Origin of the sequence: Parashewanella hymeniacidonis (assembly GCF_016900895.1) — a bacterium.
Taxonomy (GTDB): domain Bacteria; phylum Pseudomonadota; class Gammaproteobacteria; order Enterobacterales; family Shewanellaceae; genus Parashewanella; species Parashewanella hymeniacidonis.
In genome coordinates this window covers 36,623-51,062 of record NZ_JAFEUN010000016.1, presented here as the reverse complement: position 1 = coordinate 51,062, position 14,440 = coordinate 36,623, and the positions used below count along the sequence as shown (strand labels likewise).

Below are 14,440 nucleotides of genomic sequence, written 5' to 3'. Positions count from 1 at the left end.
TTTGACCATAGATCTTGGTTGAAAATTGACATGATGCGTTGCCTTATCTAGTGTAATTTACTGATCAGATCAACGAAACGATAATAAGTTCAATTTCCATAATATTTGTGTAGAAGAGTCAGGAGTTGAACTACCAAGAGACATTGAACTTGCCTATTACATTCCTAAATCATTATCTGAAGAAAGCTTTTACTTAAACAAATATAAAACACGTGTTAATACCGGTCCGGCATTAAAGGCAGGTGTTGAAGATGCATTATCTGTTTATTTTAAAAGTAGAAAAGCGTTTGATCGCACGTCACAAGAAAAGTTTGCTTTACTGTTAGATTTAGAGCCTAAGTGGTCATTCGAATATCCGAATGTCAAAATGACCATGAAGTTCAATGTATTTGATTCTACGATGAGTAACATTCACTCAGGTGAAAAAGAATTCAAAGTTAATTTTGGTCATATCGGAAATGATGCTGCGTTTTACAACGTATCGTTACGTGCTGCACAGCTTGTCGTTGTAGAACTCATTAATAAATTCAAACCATCTGCGGCAACGTATCCCGCTGAGTTGGCTATGTCGGATGTTGATGTAGTGAAACTGGCCAATACAGAAAAACCCTATTCGAGTGGTACCGGTTTTTATATCAATGAGTCAGGGCAAGTATTAACGGCTGCGCATGTACTGCGTAAGTGTTTATATACCGAAGTGAATAAAGATGGTGAGTCGCATGTAGCTCATACCATTGCAGATTCAACACTGCTCGACCTTGCTGTTATTGAAGGAAAAAGCAAGGTTGAACGCTTTTTACCGTTTAGAACTAAGCAAGAGATTTTCTTAGGTGAGCAAGTGACCAACGTTGGCTTTCCACTTCAAGGTGTTTTAGCTCAGTCTCCCAATTTAACCAGAGGTAATGTCAGTTCTCGCAAAGGCTTAAAGGGTGATGTGGCGAACTTCCAATTCTCTGCACCGATTCAACCTGGTTCCAGCGGTGGACCTGTTGTATCTGATGGTGGCGAATTATTGGGCCTAGCAGTGAGCACGCTGAATTATAAAACGCTCGTTGAAAATGGTTCTTTGCCACAAAATGTTAACTTTGCTTTGGATGCTCAGTATATTGCTAAGTTCTTAAATAAGCACGAGATAACATTTACTGAAGTAGAGCCGAACTTGGAAGGCAATATCAGGATCAGTAATGATGCTGCTTTGACTTCAGTTGTACAGCTAAACTGCTACCAATAATAAAGGAAAATAAATATGAGATTAGCATTAGGATTATTGCTAAGTATTGTTAGCTTTTTGGGGCAAGCAGAGGCTTTGCCTCCAATGAGTTTTGGTAGTTCATTCAACCATGAAGAACTTTACGATATTTTAAAAGACAAGCCACTGTTTAAAAATATGGATTCTGAGCTTATTGGTGCACCTATTCGTTTGGAAATAAGCCATACCTTTAAAGCTACTGCAGGTGGAAATGCTGCTGGACTAGCCTCTGCAATGTGGGCTGGAATGTCGTTGGGTATTTTACCCGTTGTGACAAACCGAGACTTAGTGATCCGCTACGAAGTGTTTGTGAAAGGCCATCCTGTTTCAAACCATGAGTTCTCTGAAAACTTTACAGAAGCCATTAATATGTACAGTGTACAAAATAGTTTTAAGCTTGATGGTAAACCTTACGAGTGGGTTAAAAGTACTATTCCACAGGCGTTAAAGTTAATTGAAGAAGATGAAAAAGTGAAAGAATTACAACGTGAGTACGAATTTTATTTCGGCGAAAAGTAATTTTAAGTCCCCTATACCAGCTTTGATGTAGGGGATAGTTAACACTATTTACGGTAACTGACTTCTATTTTAACGTCACCTTCTTGTGCCGTGATCTCATTGAAACGCATGTCTTCTATTAGTACATGTGGGGTGGATGTATAGAGCCCAATGTGTGTCAACAAGTCAAAATCAGCAGGCGCATCTTCGATAAAAACCACCCCATTTTCGACGGTGAACTTTTTAAAGTCAGGTAACTGAGTTTGATAAAAGTTAATGACGTTACTGATGTCGTCATCCGTTGCAAAAACCGCCACGGGAAGGGAGCTTGTACCTAACACATTTCCCATGCCATCAGGAAAATGACTCACAACTCGATGGTTCATGTACAGTGGAAGAGTAACTTGCCCAATATCCGATTGACTTGCATGAAGTTTTAGCCCTTGGTTTAACCTTTTTGCCGCTTCTTTTAAAGAGTTTGGTGGTGAATATGCAGCGGTTTCACAACGGTCTATCGTTGCTTGAGATATGTCGAAATGCGATCGTAATCCACTGCTAACGCAGTTACCAAATTCTGTGACGTACCGTTCTTTTTCTACCTGTTCAATGCTTTCGGGAAGCCGTTCAGCGCAAGTGTTCTTTGCGTCTCTGAACACGTTATTAAAATCAACTCTTGAAATGCCTAGGCAACTAAGAGGTGTCGATGATAAACCCTCTTCAATGATTAATGCAGCTTGTTGAATCAGTTTATCTTTAGATGTCATATTGACGTTAGCCAATACAGGAAGCATAACTGTGGCCAGTGACAACCAAAAAATCCGTTTTATCATAAATCCATTCCTTAGATTTGAATACAAAATCATTTTGTATTCAAAATATGCTAGCAAGAATAAACAAAAAGCTCCAGAGAGCAGTTTTTAAAAAAATGATGCTTTGTTGATAAATATAAAGCTATTGACCACTGCTCTACTGAAGTTTATGCCTAACTTGGTTGTTGAGCTCAATTTTTATATTACCTTCGAATCCTGCAACTCTAATGACTTTCATTTCTTGTATGAGTACGAAAGGAGTAGAAATGTAATGTTTAAAGTGAGTATGCATTTGGAAGTTATCAGGGGCTGTTTTCATTAAAATAGCACCAAATGCGAGATCAAATTTTTTATATGTTGGTAGTCTAACTTAATGACCTCGTTCACATCATCATCTGACACAAATAATGCAGTTTGCATGATTTTCCCGCTGAGTAAACTTCCTTAAACATTGTTGTATCTAACTGCGATAGTTGATGCAGGATATACTGGCAAGTTGATGTTGTTTGGAAAACGATTATTGGGTGTTTGTTGTTGGGCAAGGGAGTTTAAACTGAAAATCATTACTGTAGACGCTAGCGCTTTTAGTATATTTCATAACGGTCCTTGTTATGTTTTTCCTGTAGTTGGTATTACATCACTCAGCAGCTAAAGAAATCAAGCTCTTACTGATTGTGATCATTCCATTGAAATAAAAAAAGCCGCTTATAGCGGCTTTTTTATGTGTTAATCAACATTCTTAAATTTGTCTTGAATTAGAACGGAATATCGTCGTCCCAACCATCATCAAGATTTGGCGTGAAATTTTGTTGTTGCTGAGGCTGCTGTGGTTGTGATTGAGCAGGCTTAGCTGGAGCAGGTTGCTGTGCAGGCGCAGATTGTTGCTGTTGTTGAACAGGCTGATACGCAGGCGCAGATTGTTGCTGCTGTGGCTGTGATTGATAAGCCGGAGCTGATTGCTGTTGCTGTGGTGCAGAAGAACCGTAAGATTGCTGCTGTGGAGCTTGTCCACCGTAACCACCACCTTGACCACCGTTACCACCACGGCTGTCTAACATTTGCATTTCATTAGCAACGATTTCAGTGCGATACTTATCTTGCCCAGTTTGTTGATCTTGCCATTTACTTGTTTGTAGACGACCTTCAACATAAACTTTTGCACCTTTCTTAAGGTACTCGCCTGCAACTTCAGCTAAACGACGATACATTACAATGTTATGCCATTCAGTACGTTCTTGTTGCTGACCTTGTTGGTCTTTCCATGTTTCACTTGTAGCAATCGTGAAGTTCGCTACAGCATTGCCGTTTGGCATGTAGCGTAGTTCAGGATCACGTCCTAAGTTGCCAACTAAAATTACTTTATTAACACCACGACTGGCCATTAATATCTCCTGAGAGTCTTTATATATTTTATTGCTTACTTGCGTTACGGCAAAGGTACGCGGTTTTTTGATATGCCTCTGAATTCTGCTCATTCAAAGGCATGAATAGATTATTCAGTAGAGCCTAACACAGCTCGAGCCTCGGATAAATCAAATTGATCATTTACCTTGAGGTAGGCTGCTTGCTCTTCGGCAATCAAGGTTGCTTCAGCAACACCTTTTAGATTTGCGAGTTCTTCAGCCATGGTTTTAGCGTGCTGCTTATTTTTAATATTAGCCGTTAATGTGTAACTTTTCAGTAGTACAGGGTTTTTCATTCCAATTGATAATAACAACCAAATTGTCACGAGTACGAAGGCGAAGATAAAGACGCCTGTACTACCAACAAATTGATACATACTACCGCCCATCATGCCGCCACAGAATGCACCTAAAAATTGGCTTGTGGAGTAGATACCCATGGCAGACCCTTTATCGCCAACAGGACAGAATTTAGCGATGAGGCTGGGTAACGAGGCTTCTAAGTAGTTAAACGCAGTGAAGAACAACAGAATGGCAACGGCAATCGCCCAGAACTGGCCTGAAACTGCTAGGATTGCTAATGCTGCTAGCATTATTAACAGTGAAATCTGGAAAGTGGCTTTGGTATTTTTCTTCTTAACGCCAATGATGATTAACGGAACCATCAAGAAGAAGGCGCCGATAAACGTTGGAAAATACAGTTTCCAATGCTCTTCTTTAGGGAACCCTGCGTGGACTAAAACAAAAGGTAATGCAACGAAGACCGCTGTTAATGTTAGATGAAGGATGAAGATCCCTGCATCTAAACGCACGAGCTGAGGGTTTTTTAACATGGCTTTCAAACGTGCAGGCGCTGCAGTTGTATCACCTTTAGGAGCATGGGTTACTGGGTCAGGCACGAAGAACTGAACAATCAGCATCCCCAATACGGCAAAGGCAGCTGTCATCAGGAACAAACCATGAAGGCCCAGGTGCTCTGCAATAATGGGACCCGCTAATAAGGCCAATGCAAACGAAAAACCAATGCACATGCCAATGATCGCCATGACTTTGGTTCGCTGCTCATCACGAGTTAAATCTGAAGCCAGTGCCAAAACTGCGGCGGCAATTGCCCCCATTCCTTGCACTGCTCGACCAAAGACAACCATATAAATACTGTCTGCCGAAGCAGCGATTAGGCTACCGATGGCGAACAAGACTAACCCAATGAGAATAATGGGCTTTCGTCCAAACTTATCAGAAAGAATACCCATTGGGATTTGCAATAAGGCTTGGGTTAAACCGTAGGCACCAATAGCAATACCTACCCACAATGGAGAGAACCCTGTTAAGTGCTGACCATACAAGGCAAAAACCGGCATGATCATGAAAAGCCCCATCATTCGGAGGCCGAATACACTTGCCAGAGAAAATGCGACTTTTTTCTCTATTTTAGATAAGCCATTGTTGACCATATGGGAGCCTTAAACATCAATAAAACAGAAGGGAACGCATAATAACATAGTGAAAATGCTCTACTCAAAAAAAATCAAGACGACGTACAGTTTAAGGTCAGGTAAGTTGTTGAGATATCTATAAGTAATTAGCAAAAGTATTAATGACAAATTACTTCAATCGCAGATAGGTCTATCTAGGGCTGTTTTGTTATATTTCGTTTAAGGTTGGTTTATTCTTTATTAATTCTAGGTTTGCTTATTTTAAATTTTAGTTCATATATATTGCATAAAGTTCTAGACATCATAGTCTAGAGAGAGATCCCTCAAATAAATTTTTTATGATTGAACGTCTCTTGAGTACTTTCAGTGAATTAAACATCTCTAAAAGTGAAAATAACACGCCAGGCGAACCTAGTCAGCTTGAAATAAGCATGGCTGATCAAGTAGAGCAGCCATGGGTTGCTAACACTAAGCCCCATCCGCGTACTGAAAGTGCAATTCTTTCAAGTTTTCACAGTAGCAGTAATAGCATCGATGAAATGTGTCGATTTGTAATTGTAGAATCATCACTTACCCAGTCGGGCTCTGATGAGGTAGTTGAAGGCTGCCAAAATTGTGAAAGCTCAAATTTTTCAAGTTTGAACCGTAGCTTTAATAGAGTCGATGAAAAAAGCGAATTAGTAACTGTAGAGTCACACCCGCTTTCCCTTTCGGACACTGATGAGGAATTTGAAGAAACACTAAAATTCTCGTTAGAAAAATATATATCAAAACCCTCGAATCCTGAACCCAAAAAAGTTGAAGTAAGTAGTGAATTTGAAAGTGAGGAATGCGAAGAAGTAAATGATTTAAAGTGTTTAACTCATAACCCCGACCGAAAATATTTTGAATTATTAACAAACAGTGAAAGAAGTTTAAAAACAGCCTTAAAGAGTAAAGACGAGTGTGAAATAGATACATCTTTCAATAAGTGTAGTGAAGATGAGCTATTACGGCTTCTAATTTGGTTGAAGGAAGATGGGGATATCGAAAATTTGGAACGACTCCTGAAGACTATACATAGCCCCAGCCATAGTTTAAGGGCTACTGTTTCTAGGAGCGCAGGCGCATTAGATTTAGTAAGTGAGCCTAAAAATAGTGAGCCTAAAAATTATTCCGAACCTGTTTCTAGGAGCACTGGTGCATTAGATTTAGCAAGTGAGCCTAAAAATTATTCCGAACCGGATAGTCCTCAACCACTTTCGTCGAGGTTATTAGCGAACTATTTCTTTATGGTTAAAGATTATAAAGGTCTTGATGAACAAATAAAAAGTGGCCTTGAACAAAGCCAAATCAAGTCTTTATTTAAGAGGGCGTCAGCATCAGGTGATTTAAATGTAATTAACATGCTCCTCGAAACTTCACAAATTGATATTAATGAACCTATCGATGGAGCTGGGAATACAGCATTACATATAGCAACGCACAACTTTAACTTCAGAGTAATTGAATTTTTACTGGAGCATGACGCTTCCACAGAAATAAAAAACGCAAATGAGGAAACAGCTCTAGTTCATTGGGTTACGAGCCCGGGCAAAGATACAACGCCAGAACCATTCATTAATAAAATAACGGGTGAGACGATATTTCATGTAGTAGTAAGACTTAGATGTCCGAAGCTTGTGAAATATATGGTGGCACAAGGTGTTCCAGTAAACTATTGGCATACTCCAGCTGAACCAACCACAGAAAAGGGAGCGCTCCCTAATAGAACAGAACTTGGGATGGCTATAGAAAGTGGCGATCTTGAAATGGTGAAAATTTTAATTTCCGCCAAAAACATTTCTCATGATAGAACTGCTGCTCCCAATTTTTTTCCTCTTGGCCTAGCAATAGAATTGAATCGTCCCGATCTCGTAAAACTCATGCTTGAGGATGGTTTCTCGGCAAGTGGCAGTGCTACTCTGGAACATAAAGCTATACATTTAGCGGCTCATAATGGACAAACAGAAATTTTGAGACTATTAACTCAGTATGGGGCTGGAGTCAATGACCTCAACCAATCCTGCTGTAACCCCATGGCATGTGCTCTTAAAAACGGTCATTTTAAGTCTGCAACACTTCTAAAAGAACTTGGAGCAGAACCATTATTAGGTCTTCCTGAAGCTTGGTCTCCTTTTAAGGAAGTGGGTACAGATGAACATGGGGGGGTGCAACTTTTAGTCGACCGTGATACTAAGAACTGCGTTATTCATGAAGTACTTGAGTCAAATCCAGGTTACCTAGAACTATTTTTACCTTACATTGAAAGAAAGAGTGATTGGTGGTATTTCCAAGAAAATAAAATAGGTTATACACCATTTGATTTGGCGGTGAAAACAGGTAATACAGAATTAGTTCGTAAAATGCTTGACTACTCTAAAGCAGCTAAAACCATTAATAGGACATCTAAAACTACGGGGAAGTCCCCTTTAATGCTAGCCATTGAGGCTCAAGACGTAGAGATGGTTAAATTGCTCATTAAAAGCGGAGCCAATCCGAATGCATTCGGAGAAGGAATGACACCTCCGTTAATTCTTGCAGTGAATTCCGGGAATGCAGAGTTATTCCAAGCAATGTTGGTTCCTGGACTAAATATAAACATACAAGACCAAAATGGTAAAACAGCTCTGCATTATGCCGTAGATAGCAAAGAAGCAATACTTGTCAAATTAATGTTTAAATTTCAAGAAAATCACAGCTTTTGGTCTGAGTACGGTAAATCTAGCTGGGAATACAAGTGTTATTTATTATCGCAAATTAAAAGTAATGTTGTAGATGATAGGGGGCGGTTACCACTGCGTTATGCCATTGACTCTGAAAATAAGTTAGCGATTCAATATTTATTGAACCATGGCACTGATCTTAGTAGCCCCTTGAACAATAAAAGCCCACAAGATATTGATTCATTATTAGATAATGGAGCTAGTATTTATTATAGAGCGAATTCAGGACAGCGTTCTCCGCTGGCTTATGCGATTAAATCAGCCCCGCTAGATATAATAATAATAATGATAGAAGAAACGGCCAAAAGATATAGCTTGCAGGATTACACCGGCATGGCATTTCGATTGGGGTATATTTTAGATCACAGACCTAAAGAGTTTGTTAAAATCGCAGGGTTATTGAAGAAACACAATATGTGCTTTTTAGATAACGTTACCTCTGATCAAAGTGAAGGAAAAATAATTGCTAAAGCGCTATCATCGGGACAAATAGAGAACGCAAATTGGTTAATAGAAAATTATAAGTCTCGAGTTCATCAAGGGCTTCTCATTAGAAATGCTAATGAGCAAAACCTGTTACATCTTGCAACGAAAATCCACGGTAATCATTCAATAAAGCCGCTTTTAAATCTCATCCCTAGAGGTTATCTGTTCAAGCCTGATAAAGATGGTATGTATCCAATTCATTATGCGATAAGAAATAAAAATATCACGGCCGTTAAAGAGCTTTCAGAAAAAATGAGAGTATATGTTTTTCATAAACCATCTGACCAAACAAGGAGTGCCGTGGGATATGCTCTAAACTGTGCTCCGCCACCCATCATCAAAGTTATGTTAGAGCAAGCCATTAAAGATCCCGATCTTTCTGGCATGCGGTTGCAACAATTCAGGTTAGAGTATCTTTTAGAGCGTAGGCCTGATGATTTTATGGAAATTATTCCGATGCTTAAGAGGTGCAATGCATGTTGTGTTGACTTGAAGCTTACTTTTAAAGGAGGGAACCATATACTTTCCAGAGCGATATTATTAGGGCGAATAGATATTGTTAATTGGGTGATCCAAAATTTTGAGTCAGAATCTAAAAAGCTACTTACTATGCCCAATGATAATGGCCAAAATCTCTTACACGTTGCAGTGATGAATTATCAAAGCAACTTATTGCAACCTCTTTTGAGCTTGATGCCTAAAGAGTGTTTATTCAAATTTGATAATAATGGAAAGTTGCCTATTCATTACGCAGTACAAAATGGCAATTTGTTAGCTGCAAAAGATATTGTAGAACAAATGGGGGAAAACTGGAATACTCCTGATTCTCATGGAGTTAATGTCATTGCTTATGCTGCATTATGGGGGCAAGTAGAACTATTACAGGAGTTAGAACGGCTTAACCTTCTTAGCTCTGAAGACCTCTATCAAAGCAATGCACAACACTCTTTACATGTTCAAGCCACTATGTCTGATTCGGCTGAAATGATTGATTATCTCACTGAGCATCACTTTGATTTTCATACACCGTCTAATATCCAAGGAAAAACGCTCTCTGAAATGGCGATAGGTAGCTTAAAATTGAAGACTTGGCTCAAATTAAGGCGTATTGATCATCAAGAAACCGATTCGATATCAGCACCGAAAGAAAGAAAAAAAATCGAAAGTCAACAGCTTGAAGGTTTTGTTTTGAGGGCAGCAAATGCGCTTGAAAAGGCTGCTTCAGAGAATGAAAAAGATATTACTAGAGAGTTACTTTTTTATATTAGTGAAGTTATAGATTTGAAGTCATTTACATCTTGGATGATACAGCTTGGCAAACTTGAGTCCTTAAAGGTATTGAAACGTATTGAAATTCCTGAGGCTCTGCAAACTCTTGAAAGTGAGTTTGATTGGATTGCAATAGCAAGAGAATTTCATAAAGACGAAATTGCTCAATGGCTTCATGAAGAGCAGAGTCACTTATCGGATTAAAATTACAAAGTGAAATTTAAATCCTACCTTGCCTTTATGCTATGCGAATTAGAAAAATAGCGTTTACTCGCAAATAGCATTACTTCAATAAACAGAATCTGTCATACTAGCGGACTGAATTTTTTACGCTAAGGGCATACAGAGTCAGATGGATAAAATTGAAGTACGCGGTGCCAGAACCCATAATTTAAAAAATATCAATTTAACCATTCCCAGAGATAAGCTGATTGTTATCACTGGCTTATCTGGCTCAGGTAAATCTTCTTTAGCTTTTGATACGCTTTACGCAGAAGGTCAACGTCGATACGTTGAATCACTGTCAGCTTATGCCCGTCAATTTTTAAGTTTGATGGAGAAGCCAGATGTCGACCACATTGAAGGGTTAAGTCCTGCAATTTCGATTGAACAAAAGTCGACCTCGCATAATCCTCGCTCGACAGTTGGAACCATCACCGAAATCTACGATTACTTACGTCTTTTATTCGCACGAGTCGGCGAACCTCGATGCCCGACGCATCATCAGGCATTGACGGCGCAGACGGTAAGTCAAATGGTGGATAAAGCTCTCGAATTGCCCGAAGGCAGCCGCCAAATGCTATTAGCGCCTGTTGTTAACGCTCGCAAAGGTGAGCACGTTAAGCTGCTTGATAGCCTTGCTGCACAAGGCTATATTCGTGCTCGAATTGATGGTGATGTCTGTGATTTATCCGATCCGCCAGCGCTAGATTTGCACGTAAAGCACACCATCGAAGTCGTGGTAGACCGTTTTAAAGTGCGTGAAGACTTAAAACAGCGTTTAGCAGAATCGTTTGAGACTGCATTGGAGCTATCAGGTGGCATTGCACATGTCGTGTCGATGGATGACGATGCAAGTCATGAGCCTCTTATTTTCTCGGCTAACTTCGCATGTCCGCATTGTGGATACTCGATTACTGAACTTGAACCGCGAATTTTCTCATTCAATAATCCCGCTGGTGCTTGCGGTACTTGTGATGGCTTGGGCGTTCAGCAGTTTTTCGACCCAGAGAGAGTCGTCATTAATGATGATTTATCGCTAGCTGGTGGTGCCATTCGTGGATGGGATAGACGTAACTTCTATTATTTTCAGATGTTAACGTCACTGGCTGAGCATTATGATTTTGATGTTGAAACTCCGTTTAACCAGCTGGATGACAATATTAAAAAAATCGTTTTTTATGGTTCGGGTCGTCAAAAAATAGCCTTTAAATATGTCAACGATAAAGGTGATGTAGTTAATCGTAATCACCCATTTGAGGGTATCCTCAACAATATGGATCGCCGCTATCGAGAAACGGAGAGCAATGCGGTTCGAGAAGAGCTGGCAAAATTCATCAATACTCAACATTGTCAAAGTTGTAATGGTTCACGCCTGAAAGAAGAAGCACGTAATGTGTTTATTGGCGATATCAACTTACCTGCTTTGACTACGTGGTCTATTGGTGAAGCTAAAGCCTATTTTGATCAGTTAGTGTTTGAAGGTCAAAAAGCAAAAATCGCTGAAAAAATCTTAAAAGAAATTCAAGAGCGTTTGGGTTTCCTTGTAAATGTCGGTTTGAATTACCTTAACTTATCTCGTTCAGCTGATACTTTGTCTGGTGGTGAAGCACAGCGTATTCGTTTAGCCAGTCAAATCGGCGCAGGTCTTGTTGGTGTGATGTATGTACTTGATGAACCGTCTATTGGCCTACATCAACGTGATAACGAGCGATTACTGAAAACCTTGAAGCATCTACGTGATTTGGGCAACACCGTGATTGTGGTCGAGCACGATGAAGATGCCATTCGCATGGCCGATCATGTTATCGATATTGGCCCAGGTGCTGGTGTTCATGGAGGTCAAGTGATTGCGGATGGTACATTTGATGACATTACCTCCTGCAAAGAGTCAGTGACAGGTCAATACCTTTCAGGCGAACTGAAGATTCACGTGAAAGGTGATCGTGTACCTTACGATGCAAATAAACTTATTGAGCTAAAGGGCGCTTCAGGTAATAACCTTAAGCATGTTGATTTAGCCATTCCAGTTGGTTTAATGACATGTGTTACTGGTGTTTCAGGCTCTGGTAAATCAACCCTCATCAATGACACATTTTATCGCATTGCTCATAAAGTGTTGAACAAAGCTACTGTGACTGAACCCGCACCTTATGACGAAATTATTGGTATGGATTATTGCGATAAGGTGGTCGATATTGATCAGAGCCCTATTGGCCGTACACCTCGCTCGAACCCTGCTACTTATACTGGGATATTTACACCAATCCGTGAAATCTTTGCTGGTACACAAGAGGCGCGCAGTCGTGGTTATCAGGTTGGGCGTTTCTCATTTAATGTTAAAGGTGGTCGTTGTGAAGCTTGCCAAGGCGATGGTTTAATTAAAGTTGAAATGCACTTTTTACCTGATGTTTATGTTCCTTGTGACTCTTGTAATGGTCAACGCTATAACCGTGAGACTTTAGAGGTACGCTATAAAGGTAAAAACATCCATGAAGTGCTGCAAATGACGGTTGAAGATGCACGAGAATTCTTTACTGCCATCCCTGCCGTGTCTCGTAAATTACAAACCTTAATGGATGTTGGCTTGTCTTATATTCGTTTAGGACAAAGTGCAACGACGTTATCGGGTGGTGAAGCACAGCGAGTGAAGTTAGCAAAAGAGTTGTCAAAACGTGACACCGGAAAAACGCTTTATATTCTGGATGAGCCAACAACAGGCCTGCATTTTGCTGACATTCAAATGCTGTTAGATGTATTGCATAGATTAAAATCGCATGGTAATACCGTTGTGGTGATTGAACACAATTTAGATGTTGTGAAAACCGCAGATTGGATTGTTGATCTTGGCCCAGAAGGTGGCTCGGGCGGCGGCACTATTTTAACTTGTGGTACACCTGAGCAAGTCGCTGAACACCCAGTGTCGCATACGGCAAGGTTTTTAAAACCGATGCTAAAGTAAGTGCTAAGTTTAGCTTTAGTCATAAGCCCGAATATCTCGGGCTTTTTTGGTTAAGAAAGCTTAATCGGGCTGCAAGGGTTTAATTTAGAACAAAATGCTATAATTCTGATATAGAATAGAAAATGGAAGATGTCATGAGTGGTATAGCATTATCTGTACCTTTTCAAAGGTTGAGTTCATGTCAAGTTGAGCTAGTGCGAGAGCACAATAGTATTGAATTATCAAATTCATCATCGAGTAAATCTAATGTCAGGATATTTGTAAAAAAAATATTAGATTACCTTTCATCATTTACCTCTGGTTTTCATCGTGAACGTTTGTCTAATAGCTTAAATGAAATGAATGATGGCTCAGATGATATATCTTGTCGAAAAGCGATGTTCTCAATAAACCAGGAGTTGAAATACGCACAAGGTGTTTACGTTTCATATAGATGCACAAAACCAGACGCTAATGGTCAATGCCAAGTCAGTTACTACTTAAATAGCCCTCATCAAGATCCGATTTTTTTAAGAAGCGTTCCTGCTTCTGAAGATTCAGAGTATGTACAAAATCAATTGTATAGGCAGCGAATTCAAGAGTTAATGAAAATTTTTAATATTTCAGTTGATGATCATGAATTAATCGATGAATTGCTAGAATTAATCGATGGAGAATTTGAGTACTCGGATGATCTCCTCAACGCAACTCAACAATTTGTTGAGCACTTGAATCAAGCGGGTCAGACTTGTAGTTTTGAAGCAAAGCGAAACGGAGTACCTCCATTATATTCTGTGAGTTTGAGTACAATGGATTTTGATAATATCGTAACTCGATCTATTCCTGATAAACTAAAACTACAGATAGTTGACTCTGATGATAGCAATATCCCTGTCGTTATAGAGGGCGGCGATGAAGGCGAACCCTCCGTAGATACGATTAAAGGCAAGAACCCCACAGCTGCAGAAGGTGACGAAGACAATTCGATCTCAAACTCCAATTCTTCCAGACCTGTTAAAATGGAAACCTGCCGTTATAGTGAATTAATGAAAACAATGAGCAAGCAATTAGGAGAAAATTGGGATTATTTAATTTTTGAGAACCAAGATTTTTACGAACCCTTTAACGAAATTACTGGACCTTCAAATCAACAATTATCAGAGTCGGACTGCGACGAGTTAGCCAAGCAAATTCAAAAGAATGGATGGAATCAAGGTGTTCGTTGCAAAAAAGTTAATCATGCAGATGGTGTGAGTTACTATTTATCGTTAGCTTCAGAAGTTGGTAAGCAAACAGAAGAAAAGCACAAAGAGTTCCTTTTAGTATCCTTCCCTACTGCAATTTTAAATCGCAAGTTTGCTCATAAACTTGTTTAAGATTTTTTGA

9 protein-coding genes are annotated in these 14,440 nt (G+C 39.6%); 5 read left to right on the top strand and 4 right to left on the bottom strand.

What is annotated here, in order from left to right; all coding sequences use genetic code 11:
• Positions 1-400: 400 nt before the first annotated feature.
• Together JQC92_RS05400 and JQC92_RS05395 are read left to right on the top strand one after the other, a co-directional pair.
• Positions 401-1,231, top strand: coding sequence for a S1 family peptidase (locus JQC92_RS05400; RefSeq protein WP_204998687.1), 831 nt, complete (start codon positions 401-403; stop codon positions 1,229-1,231).
• Between the two features lie 15 nt (positions 1,232-1,246).
• Positions 1,247-1,768, top strand: a complete 522-nt coding sequence (locus JQC92_RS05395) for a hypothetical protein (protein WP_204998686.1) — start codon at positions 1,247-1,249, stop codon at positions 1,766-1,768.
• Positions 1,769-1,812: 44 nt separating this feature from the next.
• Here JQC92_RS05395 and JQC92_RS05390 read toward each other — a convergent pair whose 3' ends face one another.
• The 4 genes from JQC92_RS05390 to JQC92_RS05375 all read right to left on the bottom strand — a co-directional run bounded on the left by JQC92_RS05390 (position 1,813) and on the right by JQC92_RS05375 (position 5,413).
• Positions 1,813-2,577 carry a hypothetical protein gene (locus JQC92_RS05390; protein WP_204998685.1) on the bottom strand — a complete coding sequence of 255 codons (765 nt, stop codon included), beginning with the start codon at positions 2,575-2,577 and terminating at the stop codon, positions 1,813-1,815.
• A 136-nt stretch (positions 2,578-2,713) separates the two neighbouring features.
• A complete protein-coding gene (locus JQC92_RS05385) occupies positions 2,714-2,875 on the bottom strand; it encodes a hypothetical protein (protein WP_204998684.1) in 162 nt (53 codons plus the stop codon).
• 436 nt (positions 2,876-3,311) lie between these two features.
• Positions 3,312-3,938, bottom strand: coding sequence for a single-stranded DNA-binding protein (locus JQC92_RS05380; RefSeq protein ID WP_204998683.1), 627 nt, complete (start codon positions 3,936-3,938; stop codon positions 3,312-3,314).
• A 110-nt stretch (positions 3,939-4,048) separates the two neighbouring features.
• Positions 4,049-5,413, bottom strand: a complete 1,365-nt coding sequence (locus tag JQC92_RS05375; protein ID WP_204998682.1) for an MFS transporter — start codon at positions 5,411-5,413, stop codon at positions 4,049-4,051.
• Positions 5,414-5,733: 320 nt separating this feature from the next.
• On the opposite strand from JQC92_RS05375, the gene JQC92_RS05370 reads away from it, so the two are divergent.
• The 3 genes from JQC92_RS05370 to JQC92_RS05360 all read left to right on the top strand — a co-directional run bounded on the left by JQC92_RS05370 (position 5,734) and on the right by JQC92_RS05360 (position 14,430).
• Entirely contained in the window at positions 5,734-10,098 is a 4,365-nt protein-coding gene (locus tag JQC92_RS05370) for an ankyrin repeat domain-containing protein (RefSeq protein ID WP_204998681.1), read from the top strand.
• Positions 10,099-10,246: 148 nt separating this feature from the next.
• Entirely contained in the window at positions 10,247-13,075 is a 2,829-nt protein-coding gene (gene uvrA, locus JQC92_RS05365) for an excinuclease ABC subunit UvrA (protein WP_204998680.1), read from the top strand.
• Between the two features lie 134 nt (positions 13,076-13,209).
• The gene (locus JQC92_RS05360; protein ID WP_204998679.1) at positions 13,210-14,430 is read left to right on the top strand and encodes a hypothetical protein; all 1,221 of its coding nucleotides are present in this window, start codon (positions 13,210-13,212) and stop codon (positions 14,428-14,430) included.
• Positions 14,431-14,440 lie beyond the last annotated feature (10 nt).